The organism is Pseudoalteromonas sp. J2K-J979, from assembly GCF_058169715.2.
Genome location: NZ_CM200282.1, coordinates 1 through 17,923, shown reverse-complemented (window position 1 = coordinate 17,923; position 17,923 = coordinate 1). Strand labels below are relative to the sequence as shown.

Genomic DNA, 17,923 nt, shown 5'->3' with positions numbered 1-17,923 from the left:
TGGTGTTTTAACAATGTTAATAGTGTAGTTTAGATGTTATTGATTATTTAATGTTATATTTTTTAATGGATTAAATAAATAATCTAATTGACGGTCAATATTTAGCCTCTATAATGCGGTCGAAAATTGTTCATCTGTTCAAAGGGTTCTAAATGTTAAAGTCTATAATTGCGTTGTCAGCCGTTGTACTATCATCTCAAGTTGTTGCCTCTAGCCAGCATGATTTTATTGCTGTGAATGAATCTATCGATACACAAATTTGTATTGTTGCTGCCAAACAGGGCTTCAATGCTGCACGTGAGTTCGCAGGTAAAAATGGTCAATACATAAGCCGTTACAATCCAAATTTTTATTGTAATGCAGAGCGTATTAATGTCTTTGCCGCCAACTATAACAACGAAGTTGAACAGAGTAAATCGCCAGTCAAGCAGGTTAGTTTATTTGCCGCGGATGAAAAACATGAATCAAATATTTGTGTTGCAGCAGCAGAAAAAGGGTTGGAAGTTGTAAAATCTAAAACAGACGCCAAACAAATCAAATGTAATGGCGAAGCACTCACTCAATTTGTAAAGCGCTACGCTGACAAAGTGGCGATTTAAGTTAGTCTCAAATAAAAAAACCGACATAACTGTCGGTTTTTTTATGCGTATTTATTCAGAAATACGTCTTAATTTGGCCCAATAAAACCCATCAAAACCAGTTTCTGCTGGTGAAATAGTTGCTTGATCAAGCAATTCAAAATTGGCATTTCTAGCCAAAAATGTTTTGATTTGCTTTTGATTTTCACAGGGCAAAATTGAGCAAGTGGCATAAACAACTTCACCACCTACTTTCAACATTTTTGTATACCTGCTGAGAATGTCTGCCTGTAATGCAAGTAAATCAGGTAGGGTGACCGACATATCTCGGTGCCACTTAGCGTCTGGGTTTCTTTTTAATACACCTAAGCCTGTGCAGGGGACGTCTAATAATAATTTGTCAGCACTAAGCTTTAAGCGCTTGATTGTTTTACTTGAAGTAATTAAGCGCGTCTCTATATTATCTGCGCCAGCTCTTTTGGCACGTACTTTGAGTGTGTCAAGTTTATGTTGCTCAATATCCATAGCCAGTAGACGGCCTTTGCGGTTCATATGAGCTGCAAGTCCTAATGATTTACCACCCGCGCCGGCACATGCATCAATCACTTTTTGTCCAGAAGATACATTAAGTGCATTGAAAATTAATACAGAACCTGGGTCTTGTTGTTCAAAGAGGCCTTTTTGAAATGCGTTACTTTTAAACAGGCTCGAATTAGACGTGACTTCTAAAACATTATTGAAGTTTGGTACATCTATTACGCTGATACCTTCATTTTCCAATTGCGTTTTTAAATTTGATTGATCGATTTTGAGGGTATTAACGCGTATAAAACGACGAGGTGCAGCGGATAACGCGGCTCGCTCAATAGGCCACTGTTCAGCTAATTGGCTATGGCCAAGTGTTTCTAACCATGCAGGGCAGCCGTCGAGTAAGGCGTGTTGGTTTTTTAGCTCATCTATTCGTGTCTTAAACTCACAAACTTGTGGGGCCGTATGTTGAATATGTGCAGGAATGGGCAAATTATTCAATAATGACCAAATGACAAATAGTGCGGCTTGATTGTCAGGCAAATCATCGACAGGGATATTTAGAATTGCCAAATATAAATTTAACTTACGAATAATTCCACCCACTACTTGGGTGATATCTGCGTGTTCTTGACTGTTTAGGTCTAGTTTTTGAAAATGTTGTGAATACGCTTTATCTAAAGGAAGGTGATTTACTGCGACATCTTCTAAAATAGTGATGGCTGTGTGACAAACGCGGGGTGATAGCACAAACTTTGACATGTTCAAAACCTAAAATAAAATACGACGCGATCATAGGTTTTTGACCTTAGATAAGCAAGGTTAATTAAGTTCATTTACTGGTTTATTGGATTCTTCATTGTTTGGCTAGAAATATCTCCTAAACTCAGAAGTATCTTAATTTAGTTTTTGAGTGTATATGAAAGCCATTCCTAGCGAACTCGTCCCCATATCATCGCAGGAAAATGACCATATATTAGATTATATAAAAAGTCATAACGCTGCTGTGTTAACAATTATGTTTACCGATATTGTCGGGTTTACAGAGCTCACCGAAAGGAAAGGAGATCTTTTAGCCAGTAAGTTGCACCTCGAGCATGATCAAATGCTCTGTGACATTATAGAAAATCAACATAGCGGTTTAGTGATTAAATATATTGGTGATTCTGTAATGGCAATATTTTCTGAACCTTCTGTCGCTGTTGAAACGGCCCTCACCATTCAAACAAATATCAAGAAAATTAAAGTTGATGAAGACCAATTGAGCATTCGAATTGGCCTGCATATTGGTCAGGTGTCAGTCGAAAACGATATGCAAATAGATATCTTTGGTCGCCATGTAAATCGTGCCTCACGAATTGAGCACCTTGCAGTCGGTGGACAAATTTTGATGAGTCATTCAGTTTTTGATAGTGCTTGCGGGTGGTTAAAGTCACAACCAAATATTGCTTGGCAAGACCATGGCTTTTATAAATTAAAAGGAATCCAAGAAAAAGTTAATATCTTTGAAGTGTATTTACCCAGCAGGAGTTCACCTTTAAAGCCTAAAAATGGGGCTGTTTATAAGGTTAGTTATTCTTATATACTAATTTTTATTATATTGATTTGTTCTTTATTTACTCATAGCTTATATAATGAGTATGTAGTACCAAAAATTTCCTTTACTTATCAGCCGTCCCAACAACTTAGAGTTATAGATGATGAGATGAATGATACTATTGCCGACCTTGATATAGAAAAATCTAATTTAAACAAAAAGTTAGATAGAGGTGTTTATCTTTTTTATTTTCCAATATCCAAGTTTGAGAGACAGTATCAGGTAGCAGAAATAAACTATGGGATTAACAAGCTCAATAATGATTATAAATCCTGGTCGTTACCTCGTATAAAATTTAATAAAAGTACTGAAGGTATGAGTCAGTATAGTGATGAATTTGTTGTTATATACTGGGTGAATGGTGAAGTTAAGTTAACTGATTTCAATTTATCTTTAAACATTGAAAAGGTTAATTCATCAATAAATTTCTCAATTCAAACCGATAAATCAGGCAATATCGAAAGATTTAACAAGCAAATAGTTCTATCAGATAAACGGGTTTGGCACTTTTCGGATGAAGTAATTTGGCAAGATTCTCTCTTTGAATTAACACTCAAATCATATCAGTCAAATGGGACACTAAAAGGCGAGCTTGTCGGTCAATTCAAATGACAAGCAATATCCCATAATTAAGATTATGTTAAATTATTTTGTTTTGTCACTAATTAGATATCAGACCTTATTTATTTAAATCTGAGGCTCATAAATTTCTTTAATACATTCAGGTTTTAGCATTATATTTTATAATTCAATGTCCAATACTAGACAGTATCGGACTTAAAGAGCATAATAATAAAAAAACAGAATAATTTCATGTTAATTTCGTTAGTCGATACTCTTAAGCAGCTTAGATATCAAATTGCACATTTAGAAGATGGGACTTTACAGTCCGAATATCCACAACTTCATCAATTTGTTTCATCATTAAACGTTTCAATTCCTAGTGTTAGCCATGAACTAAAGTTTTTATATTTGTTTTTATATGTTTATGGAAGAAAGTCTGAATCCACTTTTAATCGATTTAGAAATGAAATTGAAAGGTTGCATCTTTGGTCCTGGCTGCTAGCAAAAAAATCAGTCTTTGATTTAAAACGTGAAGATATTGAAGCATATGTTGAGTTTGTACTTGAGCCGCAAACTAATTGGATCAGCGATTCTGTGCAATGGCGATATAAAGATATGAATGGCCAACGCTTGGCTAATGATAAGTGGCGGCCTTTTCTGCATAAAGAAAACCGAATCAGCCAACAAACTATCTCCTCGTTGTTTACTGCGTTAAATGTATTTTATAAATTCGCTATTCTTGAGGAAAAAACGTTCACAAATTTTGTACCTGTTGTTAAAAAAAATTGTCCTTATTTGATTACGCAATCTCAAATAAATCAACCAGATACACTCAGTGATATTCAGTGGGAGTATGTATTTGGTGTAACAAAAGATTTAGCGATTGAAGAACCAAATCTTGAACGTAACTTATTTACACTTGCTTGTTTAAAAGGATTATATCTGCGGATTTCGGAATTATCAGAACGGCCACAATGGTCGCCTGTTATGTCACATTTTTGGCAAGATCATGATGGCTTTTGGTTTTTACGAGTTATGGGCAAAGGTAATAAGCTTAGAGATGTAACTTTATCTGCAGATTTTTTATTGTACTTGAAAAGGTACCGACTGTACCGCGGGTTACCAAGTTTACCGACAGTGGATGAACCCTTCGCCATAATACATAAATTAAGGGGCCAAGGCGGTATGGAAGTTAGACAAATAAGACGATTAGTTCAACAAAGCTTTGATTTAGCTGAAAAATCTTTAAGAAAAGATGGGTTTATTGATGATGCAGATCAACTCCGTTCAGCAACTGCGCATTGGCTGCGTCATACTGGCGCAACTCACGATGCACAATCACGTCCATTAAAACACTTATCTGAAGATTTAGGTCATGCAAAGTTGGCGACGACTGACCAGATATATATACAAACTAATGTAAAAGAGCGTGCTAAATCAGGAATTAAGAGAAAAATTTAATCGAGTATTTTCATTTTACATGTGCTTTGATTTACATAGTGTTTCCTGCAATTATTTATAAAGTTAATTTTGGTACTTGTTCTTTTTGTAGCTGCACCAGAAGCTGTGTAATGCATCCGACCCAGAAAGAATTCTCTTTAATTATTATTTTTACGGGCTTTCATTACAGCTGACATTAATTCATCGGGCATTAATTTGAATTTTATTTTCTTCACTGCCCTGATCGAATTTCTCGTGGCTATGTGCTTTTTACTAATCTTAGTAAGTATTGTTAACTATGGCTTATCAACTAGGCCAGCCATTGAAATTAGAAGGAAAAAAGCTGAGTAACACTCAGCTTAAATAGTTAGAAACAATTAGCTAAAAATTCTATCGGGTGTTTAGGCTTTTTCTTTTCGAACCGTTTCACTTGGCTTCGACATGAAAAACCTGTAGCGACAATGTTTTCAATAGGATTATTTTCAATGTGTTGCTTCCAACTCATATCATATAGTGACTTTGAATTTATTTGATTTTGTTTTTCATGGCCATAAGTCCCGGCCATACCACAACAGCCAATTGCTGGCGTGACTAAGTGAATACCAACATCGGAAAAAATATTTTTCCAAACGGTTGCTGCACCTGGCAGCGCGGTTGTTTCAGTACAATGACTCAATAACGTAATTTGATCATGTGTTGCCCTTTTAATTTTTGGAAATTGGCAACTAGATAAATATTCATGCGCAAGTAATACCTTAAACTCACCTCGTTGTTGTTTTAAAATACTTACGTACTCATCTCTATAACACATGACTAATGAGGCATCGAGTCCAACTAGCGGAATATTTAACTGACTGACTTGATTTAAAAAATCAGCTGATGTCGAGGCTGTACTGCTAAATTCTTTCAAAAATCCTTTTACATGTTGTGCCTTACCATTTGGTTTGAATGGTAAAACGAATACATTTTTTCCTAACTTTTCAAGTAGAGTAATAAAAGCTGTTACTAACTCAGCTTCATAAAAACTGGTAAAAGGATCTTGGACAATCAAAACGGTTTTTGATTTTTCTTCGTGACTTTGATTTGCTAAATAATCAATATCAAAAATATGTTTTTTATCCATTCGACTTTTTAAGTTTGGCTGACTTAAAATCGGGGTATCTACATACCCTATTGTCTTCTTAATTGCGCTTTGAATAAGAGTATTTTTCAGAAAAGGATTAATCAGCCAGTTTAGCTGTGACATTAATGGAGCTGTTTTTTCAATGTTTGCTACAACATAATCTTTAAGTGGTCTGTTGTACGTGCCATGATAGAAATTTAAAAATCGCGAACGAAATGTTGGCACATCCACTTTTATGGGACAAGCAGTTGTACATGCTTTACATGCTAAACATTCATCCATAGATTTTTTTACTTCGTGATTAAAGTCATAGACTTTAGAGCGCTTATCTAAGGTGTTTTGGAATTTTTTAAACCATGTTAAAGAGCGCCCCGCTAACAACTCATGCTCATGGTCCAGTAAATTGATGCCTTGATCACTTTGTAATCGTAACCATTCACGCATTAAACTTGCCCGTCCTTTAGGGGAGTAGCGCCTATCCCCGGTAACTTTATATGAAGGACACATTGGTGAGTTTTCATCATAATTAAAACATAATCCATTACCATTACAGTTCATTGCATTTTCAAAGTTTGCTTTAACAGTGGTTGGAATTTGTTTATCAAGCCAGGCCCGTTTTTGATCGTCGACACTGACTAATTGATCATTTGATGACAGTGGCGTACAGATTTTTCCTGGGTTTAAGCGGTTAAGAGGATCAAAGGCTGTTTTTATTTTTCTTAGTTGAAGAAAGAGATCTTCTCCAAAAAATTCTGGGCCGTATTCACTTCTATAACCTTTTCCATGTTCGCCCCACATCAAACCGCCATATTTTGCCGTTAATTTTACGACTTCATCAGATAGATTACGAAGCAATTTTTCTTGTATTGGGTCGCACATATCTAATGCTGGACGAACATGCAATACCCCAGCATCAACATGGCCAAACATTCCATAACTTAATTGGTAACTATCGAGCAATGCGCGAAATTCAACAATAAAATCAGCAAGGTTTTCTGGCGGTACTGCAGTATCTTCAGCAAATGCGAGAGGCTTTTGTTTACCTTTTGTATTACCGAGTAAGCCAACTGATTTTTTGCGCATAGCATAAATTTTTAATATATCAGCTTTGTTAGTTAATACTTGGTAACCAATAATTCCAGCTTCTCTATTTTGCATCAACTCATCGAGTTTTTGGCATAAGTGCCCGACTTTTTCATCAATTTCGATTTGTTCTTCGGCGTTAAACTCAACCATGTTTAAACCGAGCATCTCTTTATTTGGGACATCAGTTATTAAGTCCGATACTGAGTGCCATATGAGATCTTCTTTTGCTAAATTAAGAACTTTACTATCAACAGTTTCTACTGAGGTTGCATTTGCGGAGACTAAAAATGGAGAATTACGTAATGCAGAGTCAAAACTATCGTATTTTATATTGATGAGTGTTTTAAATGGTGCGATAGGTGTTAAATTTAACTTTGCTTCGGTAACAATGCCTAACGACCCTTCTGAGCCAGTGATAATACGTGATAAATCGAATGTTTCTAAATCATCGCTTAAAATATGCTCAAGATCATAACCTGTTAAAAAGCGATTCAATCTTGGGAATTTTGATAAAATATCATTTCGCTTTGTTAGGCCGATATTTAGTACCGTACGGTAAATTTCACCTTCAAGATCATTTTTGTCAGCTATTGCATGTGCTTGCTGTGTCGTCATTGCAAAAGTATCTATTTCACTTCCATTCATTAATGACGTTTTCAACGCAATAACATGATCACTGGTTTTACCATACACTAACGAGCCTTGACCCGATGCATCTGTATTGATCATGCCACCAATTGTGGCTCGATTACTGGTAGATAAGTCTGGAGAGAAAAAGAAACCGTAGGGCTTAAGAAAATCATTAAGCTGATCTTTTATTACGCCTGTTTGTACTCGGACCCACTTTTCTTCTACATTAATTTCTAAAATCTCACGCATATGACGTGATAAATCTATCACGATCCCAGGAGTCAAAGATTGGCCATTCGTGCCCGTTCCCCCGCCTCGCGGGCCAAACTTTATGGATTCAAAGTCTTTTTCATTTGCAAGAGCGAGTATTGTATTGATGTCTGTCGATGATTTTGGAAATAATACAGCTTGGGGTAATTGTTGGTAAATACTGTTATCCGTTGCATTGACGATACGCGTCGCATAACTATGATCAATTTCACCAGAAAATTGTGAGTGACTAAGTTGAGTAATGAACTCATAAATTAGCGGAGGTAAAATGTGCTGTTGGCTTATTTTTGCAATCATGACGGTTTAGTTGCTGAGATTTTTTTTTATTATATCACGTTCATATTTAATGAAAATTGAGCTGTTGATGTTTTGTAACAACATTTAACAAACAGACATGACTAATTGGTTATACTCTATACAAGGAGTGAATAATTATGAAAAAATACTTTTTTATTGGTGTGGCCTTATTGTGTTTTGTCTTTGGTCTGATGTTTATTATTGTACCGGGTCCATCTTTGATTTTCTTTATTGCAGGATTATTCTTGCTTTCTTTTTATTACCCAAAAGCGCGAAGGTATTTAAGTCATTGCCAACGATTGCTCAAAGTATCTTGCCAGCAATTAGATAAATTGATTAAGCGTTAAAAAAGGAGCCGAAGCTCCTTTTTATTGATTGCTTTATTTAGCCAATTGTTTTGCTAAATAAAGCCAAGTTTCTAAAACTGTATCTGGATTTAACGAAACAGAATCAATACCCTGCTCTACAAGCCAAGCAGCAAAATCTTCGTGATCCGAAGGGCCTTGACCACAAATCCCCACATACTTGCCTTTTGCTTTCGCACTTTGAATAGCCATCGATAACAACTTTTTAATGGCTGGATTTCGTTCGTCAAATAAATGCGCGATTAATCCTGAATCACGATCTAGACCCAGCGTTAATTGGGTTAAATCATTTGAGCCAATTGAAAAACCGTCAAAATATTCTAAAAACTCATCCGCCAGTAGCGCATTTGAAGGCAACTCACACATCATGATAACTTTAAGACCGTTTTCACCACGTTTTAAGCCATGCTCTTCAAGTAATTCAATGACACGTTTGCCCTCTTCGAGCGTACGAACAAATGGGATCATTATTTCAACATTAGTCAAATCCATTTGATTTCTAACGCGTTTAATGGCTTCACACTCGAGCGCAAAACAATCACGGAAATCTTCAGAAATATATCGAGCAGCGCCTCGAAAACCGATCATTGGATTTTCTTCTTCTGGCTCGTACTGACGACCGCCGACTAAGTTTGCGTATTCATTTGATTTAAAATCAGACATACGAACGATGACACGCTCTGGTGCAAAAGCACAACCTAAAGTAGCTATTCCTTCGACCAGTTTGGCAATGTAAAATTCGACTGGTGATTCATAGCCCGCAATCATGTCATTGATTTCAGACTTGATTGTATCTGACTGGGTGTCGTAATTGATTAATGCTTTTGGGTGAACACCAATCATTCGATTGATAATAAACTCTAGGCGAGCAAGACCCACACCTGCATGAGGCAAGCGTGCAAAATCAAAGGCACGATCAGGGTTGCCGACATTCATCATGATTTTCATCGGAAGCGAAGGCATTTCATCAACACGCGAGGTGATTACTTCATGCTTTAGCTCGCCTTCATAGATGTAACCGGTATCACCTTCGGCACAAGATACGGTTACATTTTGATTGGCTTTGATTAAATCTGTTGCGTTACCACAACCGACCACTGCAGGAATACCTAACTCACGCGCAATAATCGCTGCATGACACGTACGGCCACCACGATTTGTTACGATTGCTGCTGCGCGTTTCATGATAGGTTCCCAATCAGGATCAGTCATATCAGTAACAAGAACATCACCTACTTGTACCTGATCCATTTCTGAAATATCATTTAAGACACGAACAATTCCTGAGCCAATTTTATGGCCGATTGCACGTCCTTCGGCAATCACCGTTGAGGTTTCATTTAACTGATAACGCTCCATAACATTCGCATCTTCGTTTGAACGTACGGTTTCCGGCCGAGCTTGAACTATGTATAACTTGCCATCATTACCGTCTTTTGCCCATTCAATATCCATGGGGCGACCATAATGCTTTTCAATAATCACGGCTTGTTTTGCTAACTCCATGACTTCATCGTCAGTAATTGAGAATTGATTAGAACGAGCGGGTTCTATATCGATGATCTCAACTTGTTTGCCATGGCTTAAATCTGATGAGTACACCATTTCAATTGCTTTAGAACCAAGGTTACGTCGTACTACAGAGGGGCAATTTTTAGCAAGTGTTGGTTTATGAACATAAAACTCATCTGGGTTAACTGCGCCTTGAACGACCATTTCACCCAGGCCATAGCTTGAAGTAACAAAAACGACATCTTCAAATCCGGATTCAGTATCAATACTAAACATTACACCCGAAGACGCTTTGTCTGATCGTACCATACGTTGAATACCGGCTGATAGCGCAACGCCACGATGATCATAACCTTGGTGTACACGATATGAAATTGCGCGATCGTTAAATAATGATGCAAATACATGCTTTATTGCTGTCATTACTGACTCGATACCGCGTACATTTAAAAATGTTTCTTGTTGACCTGCAAATGATGCGTCAGGCATGTCCTCGGCTGTAGCGGAAGATCGCACTGCAAATGAAACATCTGCATTGTCATCTCCATGCAACGTACTATAAGCCTGTTTGATGGCGCTATCTAGCTCTGCTTGAAATGGTGTATCAATAATCCATTGACGGATATCTGCACCCACTTTCGCCAGTTTATTTACATCATCGACATCAAGATGATCAAGAACGGCATAGATTTTTGCATTTAAGCCTGATTGCTCAAGGAAGTCGTTAAATGCATCAGAAGTGGTTGCAAAGCCACCTGGTACTTGGACACCCGCATTGGCTAAGTTAGAAATCATTTCACCTAGCGATGCATTTTTTCCGCCTACACGAGGGACATCGTGCATGCCTAGGTCTTGATACCAGAGGATATATTCTTGTGAGAGTTTGTTACTATTTGAAATCATTTAATATATTTCACTATATAGTTAGGGGGCTCAAAATAATTTACGTGCTTGTGTAACCATTTTAAACATGCCCTTGTTTTTGAACGGGGTTAATACAGAAATTATAAGTCATGAACCGGCACTTACCACTTTATTACTGTTGAGTGACACAGTTTTAAAAATGACTTTCGTAAATGCCACGTTAATTCTACACTGTGCGACATACTGACGTAAACACACGATGTTGCTTAATGTTGTTGAGCAACAATAAACATGCATATTTGTTGAATTTTTAGGAGCCAAAATGCGATCTGCATTTTATATCTCAGACGGAACCGCGATCACAGCAGAGGTTTTCGGTCATGCCACATTATCCTTATTCCCTGTTGAGTTTAAACATATCACCATCCCTTTTGTTGAAACCGTCGAAAAAGCGTTAGAAATTAAAGCACAGATCAATGCTTGTGCAAAAATTTCAGGCGAACGACCGTTAGTGTTTTATACGTTTGTTAACCATGAATTGAGCGACATTCTTAATGAAGCTGATGCTATTACTTATGATTTCTTAACAACGATTAGTGATAAAGTACAAAGTGAGCTTAAAGTCGCTCCTGTACCTCGGACGCACCGGACTCATAGTATCCATGAAAAAAACTATGATTTTAGAATTGATGCCGTAAATTATGCATTAGCTAATGATGATGGCTCAAATTTAAAAGATTATGACGAAGCAGACATTATTTTAGTCGGTGTAAGTCGTTGTGGTAAAACCCCGACTAGCCTTTATTTAGCCCTTCAATATGGAATAAAAGCAGCAAATTATCCTTTTACTGAAGATGATATGGATGAGTTGAGGTTACCTCGAGCTTTGGTACCATATCGTAAAAAATTATTTGGTTTAACTATTGAACCTGAGCGTTTGGCTGCAATTCGAAATGAACGTATGGCCAATTCGCGTTACGCTTCGCTGCGACAATGCCGGCTTGAAATACGTGAAGTTGAAATGCTTTATAAGAATAATAAAATCCCGTATTTAAGCTCGACGCATCATTCTGTTGAAGAAATATCAGCAAAAATATTGGCTGAAACGGGCTTAGAAAGACGTAAGTATTAAAAAGCACCTTTCGGTGCTTTTATATTTTAGACTTTTTTCCGTGCATCTTTGAGTAAATCAGCAACCAGAAAACCTAACTCTAAAACTTGGTCCGCATTTAGACGGGGATCACATTGCGTACGATAGCGTTGAGCTAAATCATGTTCCGATAAGCCATAAGCGCCACCTGTACACTCAGTGACATGTTGACCGGTCATTTCTAAGTGAATTCCACCTGGATATGAACCTTCTGATTTATGTACAGCGAAGAACTGACTAATTTCACGTAATATATTGTTAAAGCTACGAGTTTTGTATCCCGTGTTTGCTTTTTCTGTATTGCCGTGCATTGGATCAGAGCTCCAGACTACTTTTCTTCCTTCTTCTTGAACTCTTCTAACTAAAGCAGGTAGTTTTTCAGGCAGTATATCTGCACCCATCCGGGTGATCAGTGTGAGCCTTCCTGGAATGTTATCTGGATTTACAGCATCAATTAAACGAATAAGCTCATCTGGATCCATGCCTGGACCAACCTTTACTCCGATAGGGTTTTTAATGCCACGGAAAAATTCGATATGAGCATGATCTAGTTGACGTGTTCGTTCTCCAATCCAGACAAAATGGGCTGAACAATCATACCAATCACCAGATAAATGATCTCGTCGCGTTAATGCTTCTTCATAACCCAGTAAGAGTGCTTCGTGTGACGTATATAGATCGGTCTCTCGCAAAGACGGTGCATTGGTTGAGTTTATTCCACACACTTCCATAAACTCTAATGAATCTTGGATGCGATCAGCAAGGCGCTGATATTTGTCTTTTAGAGGGTTAGCTGCAACAAAGCTCATGTTCCATCGATTCACTTGATGTAAGTCAGCTAAACCACCTTGAGCGAATGCACGTAACAAGTTTAGAGTCGCAGCACTGTGGTGATAAGCAGTCATCAAGCGTTGTGGATCTGGGATCCGCGCTTCAGGAGTAAACTCAAAATTATTTATTATGTCGCCACGATATGAAGGCAAACTAACGCCATCAATGGTTTCATAATCTGTTGAACGTGGCTTAGCGTATTGGCCTGCCATACGTGCAATTTTAACAACTGGGCATTTACCTCCATATGTTAAAACAACGGCCATTTGCATTATTGTTTTAAATGTATCGCGAATATTAGCAGCGTTAAAATCTGAAAATGATTCTGCGCAATCTCCACCTTGCAATAAAAAGGCTTTGCCTTCACAAACGGCAGCGAGCTCTTTGTATAGGCTTCGCGTTTCTTCCGCAAAGACTAGAGGTGGGGCACTATTAAGTTGTTTTTCAACTTCTGTTAACTGAGCAGCGTCAGGGTATTCTGGCTGCTGAACAATTGGTTTTTGTCTCCAACTATTCGGGTTCCAAGGTTCCACGTTAATTTCCTCATTCCGATTACCTCAACCTTGAATTTACAGGTCTGGTTGTAAAATTCAAGGGATAAAAGTAGCTAAACACCAATTATTTGTACCTTCGCTTTGTTTCTTTCATTAAAGGATTGTTCAGGAAGCGAAAATACCCGCATTAAAGTTTCTTTTTTTATCGTAGAGGCATCAGGAACTATAGTATCTATAGCGCCGTTATTCATTATTATTGCACTTTGGTTGCAATTTAAAGCCAAGTTTAATTCATGGTGACATATTATGATGCAATGAAAGTTAGCTTGTTGTTTTAAATATTGATTTAACCAATATTTATGTTTTACGTCTAATCCTGTATAAGGCTCATCAAATAAAAGTATCTGTGGTTCTTCTGGGTTGATGTTTAAAAGTACACGAGCGAGGTGCGCCCTTTGCTGCTCACCCCCTGATAAATTACAAATTTTTTTGGCCATTAAATTAACGAGATCTAACCCTGTAATTACGTCATGGTTAGTCGAGTTGGCATAATCGATATTTTGATGCGCGATGCTAAGCATCTCTTTCACCGTTAAGGAAAAATGAATACTCTGCTGTTGTGTTAAATACCGTCTTAATTGGCAAATTTTGTTTATATTAAATGGGGTCACGGCTTCATCATTTATCGAGACCATTCCTTTTGTTAACGGTGTTAATCCCGAAATGATATCTAGAAGAGTCGTTTTGCCTGCCCCATTAGGACCTAATAAATGATAAAATTCCTTAACCAGATTTAGTGCCTTTATTTCGATTTTAAACTCGTTGTTTACCGTGTACTTTAAATCCTTTATCTCAAGCATACTGGACTCTATTTTTGAAACTCGAAAACAAAATGATTAGAAATATCGGGCCACCTATACAGGTGGTGATAAGTGAAAGGGGTAATTGGTAAACTGTCAAAGTACGAGAAAACCATTCAATAATGACCATGATCATTGCACCATTAATAATGAGGACGGGGATGATCAATTTATTGCTATGGCCAAACAGCAGGCGTGTCGCATGGGGCACTAACAAACCGATAAATGTTATCATGCCACCTAGAGTGACTGCACAAGCGGTCAAAACACTTGCTAAGATTAAATTATTTCGTCTAAATTTGGCTGTATTTAATCCATACAATTGCGCATTTTTGTCCCCTAAATATACCAAATCGAGTTTATCTCTCTTTATAAACACATAAGTTACAATCAATAAAACCATGGAACCGACCACTAACAGCATTGGGTAAGTTACGTGTTCGAAACTGCCAAGCATCCACATACTGAATTGTCTAAGCTGATCATTATTAGAGTAATAAATTAACCAGCTGATGATCGCCGACGTGATTGTTGTAATACAGATACCGCTTAATATTAATGAAGTACTTGAGTAATTCCCCAGTTTTTTCGCTAATTTGAAGACTAAAGATAGCGCAACAATGGCACCTAGACATGCAAAAGACATCATAAAGAACACATCATACTTTAGATTATATGAATAAAAAATCGTAGCACCGAGTATTATAAAAAGAGAACATAATCCACTCACGCCTAAAAGGCTAGGCTCCGCCAGAGGATTTCCTAGTAACAATTGATATAAATGCCCTGCTAAGCTAAGTGATATGCCCACTAAAATAGCTGTAACGACTTTTGGTAATCTGAGCTGTAAAACTATCGTTTTTTCTAAATCACTAATATTGATTAATGGAATCGATTGGATATGAAATCCCCCATGGAAGATGCCTAAGTACATAACGCAACAGAACGATGCTGTAAGTAAGAAAAGAATCTTTTTATGCAATGTCTTATACCTTGAAGATGATTTATTTTATTGTATCAAAATATGGTTCTAATAATACAAACACGGAGAACACATCATACTTTCACCATTAAAATAAATAACCTGAAAACTGAGTAAATACGATAAAAAAGTTAACAAACAAAAAGCTTTGGTGTAGTCTTACAAAAATCACTTATAGTATGATGTGTTCTTTATGGGCTCTAAATTTAATATCCGCAGTCAGTTTGATAGTATCATGTTGATGAAAAATGAATTTATCGACGAATTGAAATCTATAGAAAAATCATATTGTAGTTTTTTTCATATTCCAACTGTACTCGCCAAAGACGAGCAGCTAATTCGTAATGAAATAACTGTGACTCCTTTTTTTGGAGATGTCGCTTTTGAAAAGTGTTGCCAATCTTTAGTCAATGTATATAGAGATCAAGATCATAGTGGCCGAGTGTTGAATCGTTTTCCTGGTATCGTTGTTATCGATACTCCACAGCCTATGAAAGTTATTGAACGCATCAATCAAATTAACCGTGCTAAATTACAGTTTAAAAAAACGATTTTAGAAATTAGTAATAACGACTTAAGGTTTGAAGCAGTTCATAACGCAATTCCTCACGTATTAACTTTGGCCATTTATCGTCAAATTCATTTTGAGTATCAGTCACCCTATTCTGTTCGCTTCACCTGGATGCATAAACATTCTGTAAAGACCTTTACCAAAGAAGAAGCAATTTTGCTTTTAAAAAATTCCGAGAATTATGGTGTAACTAATAAAATTAATGCTGAAGCTTGGCGTTCACTTGTAAACCAAGAAATACTTCGTGTGTCATCATTGTCGGATAAAGAAAAACTTAGAATTCGCAGGCCAACACCCGTTAGTCCACAAGTTAATGTAAGGTTTGATGCCAAGAATCGTTATCATGTCAGTGCAGCGCTACCATTTATTTTAATTAATCCTAGCAAAGATGTTAAATTAGGTGTTCTTGATAATTATCTTAAAAGCGATAGTGATCCAAGAAAAATAAATAGAGAGAGCTTAGTAGAACGTTTGTTTTTACAACGTTACTAAATAAAAAAGGAGTAATTATGTTAAATTACTCCTTTTTTATTTCTATTCAGGTAAGTTATTTACTTAGAGACGATTTCGTCTAACTGATCGCCATCAATAGTTAGCGCTTCCTCAACAATACGCTTCCCACTTTGGATTTCTAAACGCTTGTTTTGTTTATTTAAAGTCAGTATTTCTTCGCAGAATTGATCTGATGGATGCATTTCATAAGTGTAATCCACGATAGTGCCTGTCTTATCATCTTTAACATTAACAATCGTATAATCAGATATAACACCTTTATTTATCAAATCTTTCATTGTGGTGGTCATATCTCTACGCAGTGCTTTTAATTTATTTTCGGTAATTTCATCATTAGCATAAATAGAACCGTATTTTTCCATTATAGAAAGTAAACGAAAATGATGTGTTTTCCCAGGTGCTGCATAGCGCCATAAATGATAAAGTCGAAGCATCATCCAGCGTGATAAACCGCGTTTTAATTCTTGCGCACGATTAAAGTAATAACCTTTATAATCTAAATTATCGATCATGTTATGTACAAATGCATTTAAGCAGGCAACACATTTTACATTACCACCCTGCCCTTTTTTTCCACTAAAATGTAATGAAGATAAAAAGTTCATATTGGACTCATAAAAAGAGTCATCGACATTGGTATTTTGTGTATCTGTCGCCGAATATTTAAAAGATAACTTTGATCCCTGTAATGCTTCAAGTGATTCTTTGATTTGAGGAAATGGCATTGACTGACCAACACCTTTTAATTCTTGTGCTAACTCATTCATCGAAAATACAACAGCGTATTGAATACCTGATTTAAAATTGATTTTGACAATTTTACCTTTTGATGCCAAACGGATTAATGCTCTTTCGACTTTTTCTTCACGATCAGATGGCCAAACTAAAAACTCACGTTCTTCTCCATCTTCACGAGAACTTACAACTGCGGGTGTAATTTTTATTTCACCATCATACTGAATACCATCGATTTTCTCTGAAATCCTTCGAGTAACAATGGTTCTTTTTGGCGCTTCTTCTACAGGTAATTTTTTATGACCAGAGCGAACAAACCGCCCCCATAAATCATAATGATTAAACGTATTCGAGTAAGCTCGTAATGCATGGCTAGAATTTTCAATTGGAACTCTGACATCTTTATTATCAGTAAATAGCGCGAGGCTTTCATTATCATTGGCACTTTCGACACCATGAATTTGCCCTCTTAGCGTATCTGGAAGATTCTCAACTGAAATCTTAACCTTGCTCGACATTGTTTTTTCCGTATAGTTTTTTATGACGAGTTATAACAACACATTCTCGTCAAAAAGTTAATTATTAAAGTTAGTAAGAAAGTGATCTGAAGTTAAAAAAGATCCGAGATCATTCTTTTACTAAGATAAACATGTGTCCAGCATTTGCATGGATGTTGAGATCAGTATTTAACTAAGGAGATGTTTTTAGATCAACTTTATACTAAGTGAAAGCTTGTTTTTACACCATAAATGTCATTACGAGCTCGTTTTCGACTCCTTTTTATTCATTTAGGCTGTTTTAGTTAGTATTATTATGATCTAATCTATCTGTATTCATACATTTACCAGTACGGCTGTGTATAACAGCACAATCCGTTAGTAGAGATCAGATCTTACCTAGGTAAAGATCTGATCTTAATGTAGTAAAAGAGAA

Annotated in this window: 13 protein-coding genes; 6 read left to right on the top strand and 7 right to left on the bottom strand. The window is 36.7% G+C overall.

The features are described 5' to 3' along the window. The first annotated feature begins 152 nt into the window (after positions 1 to 152). Complete coding sequence (locus AC3KVK_RS16585; protein ID WP_490310556.1) at positions 153 to 599, top strand: hypothetical protein; 447 nt, start codon at positions 153 to 155, stop codon at positions 597 to 599. Positions 600 to 650: 51 nt separating this feature from the next. Here the strand turns inward: AC3KVK_RS16585 and AC3KVK_RS16580 are convergent, their stop codons facing one another. After that, positions 651 to 1,868 (bottom strand): RsmB/NOP family class I SAM-dependent RNA methyltransferase, encoded by a 1,218-nt coding sequence (locus AC3KVK_RS16580; protein ID WP_490310557.1) that lies wholly within the window; start codon positions 1,866 to 1,868, stop codon positions 651 to 653. A gap of 157 nt (positions 1,869 to 2,025) precedes the next feature. Between AC3KVK_RS16580 and AC3KVK_RS16575 the strand changes: the two genes are divergently transcribed. Further along, complete coding sequence (locus tag AC3KVK_RS16575) at positions 2,026 to 3,315, top strand: adenylate/guanylate cyclase domain-containing protein (protein ID WP_490310558.1); 1,290 nt, start codon at positions 2,026 to 2,028, stop codon at positions 3,313 to 3,315. A gap of 201 nt (positions 3,316 to 3,516) precedes the next feature. Further along, positions 3,517 to 4,728: a tyrosine-type recombinase/integrase gene (locus tag AC3KVK_RS16570; RefSeq protein WP_490310559.1), complete on the top strand. Its 1,212-nt coding sequence runs from the start codon at positions 3,517 to 3,519 to the stop codon at positions 4,726 to 4,728. A gap of 346 nt (positions 4,729 to 5,074) precedes the next feature. Here AC3KVK_RS16570 and ydiJ read toward each other — a convergent pair whose 3' ends face one another. Then, on the bottom strand, positions 5,075 to 8,113 hold the full coding sequence (ydiJ, locus tag AC3KVK_RS16565) for a D-2-hydroxyglutarate dehydrogenase YdiJ (RefSeq protein ID WP_490310560.1): 3,039 nt from the start codon (positions 8,111 to 8,113) through the stop codon (positions 5,075 to 5,077). Positions 8,114 to 8,250: 137 nt separating this feature from the next. Here ydiJ and AC3KVK_RS16560 point away from each other — a divergent pair, with 137 nt between their 5' ends. Continuing rightward, positions 8,251 to 8,460 (top strand): PGPGW domain-containing protein, encoded by a 210-nt coding sequence (locus AC3KVK_RS16560; RefSeq protein WP_490310561.1) that lies wholly within the window; start codon positions 8,251 to 8,253, stop codon positions 8,458 to 8,460. Positions 8,461 to 8,493: 33 nt separating this feature from the next. Here the strand turns inward: AC3KVK_RS16560 and ppsA are convergent, their stop codons facing one another. Further along, the gene (gene ppsA, locus AC3KVK_RS16555) at positions 8,494 to 10,893 is read right to left on the bottom strand and encodes a phosphoenolpyruvate synthase (protein ID WP_490310562.1); all 2,400 of its coding nucleotides are present in this window, start codon (positions 10,891 to 10,893) and stop codon (positions 8,494 to 8,496) included. A 283-nt stretch (positions 10,894 to 11,176) separates the two neighbouring features. Between ppsA and ppsR the strand changes: the two genes are divergently transcribed. Beyond that, positions 11,177 to 11,986, top strand: coding sequence for a posphoenolpyruvate synthetase regulatory kinase/phosphorylase PpsR (gene ppsR / locus AC3KVK_RS16550; RefSeq protein ID WP_490310563.1), 810 nt, complete (start codon positions 11,177 to 11,179; stop codon positions 11,984 to 11,986). Between the two features lie 26 nt (positions 11,987 to 12,012). Here ppsR and AC3KVK_RS16545 read toward each other — a convergent pair whose 3' ends face one another. From AC3KVK_RS16545 to AC3KVK_RS16535, 3 genes are all read right to left on the bottom strand, one after another. Next, positions 12,013 to 13,368, bottom strand: coding sequence for a class II 3-deoxy-7-phosphoheptulonate synthase (locus AC3KVK_RS16545; RefSeq protein WP_490310564.1), 1,356 nt, complete (start codon positions 13,366 to 13,368; stop codon positions 12,013 to 12,015). Positions 13,369 to 13,442: 74 nt separating this feature from the next. Further along, a complete protein-coding gene (locus AC3KVK_RS16540) occupies positions 13,443 to 14,189 on the bottom strand; it encodes an ATP-binding cassette domain-containing protein (protein WP_490310565.1) in 747 nt (248 codons plus the stop codon). Beyond that, on the bottom strand, positions 14,182 to 15,171 hold the full coding sequence (locus AC3KVK_RS16535) for a FecCD family ABC transporter permease (protein ID WP_490310566.1): 990 nt from the start codon (positions 15,169 to 15,171) through the stop codon (positions 14,182 to 14,184). Before AC3KVK_RS16535 ends, AC3KVK_RS16540 begins: the two co-directional genes overlap by 8 nt. Before the next feature lie 193 nt (positions 15,172 to 15,364). Between AC3KVK_RS16535 and AC3KVK_RS16530 the strand changes: the two genes are divergently transcribed. Further along, a complete protein-coding gene (locus AC3KVK_RS16530; protein WP_490310567.1) occupies positions 15,365 to 16,234 on the top strand; it encodes a DNA replication terminus site-binding protein in 870 nt (289 codons plus the stop codon). A gap of 59 nt (positions 16,235 to 16,293) precedes the next feature. Here AC3KVK_RS16530 and AC3KVK_RS16525 read toward each other — a convergent pair whose 3' ends face one another. Beyond that, positions 16,294 to 17,508, bottom strand: a complete 1,215-nt coding sequence (locus tag AC3KVK_RS16525) for a replication protein A (protein ID WP_490310568.1) — start codon at positions 17,506 to 17,508, stop codon at positions 16,294 to 16,296. Between the last annotated feature and the right edge of the window lie 415 nt (positions 17,509 to 17,923).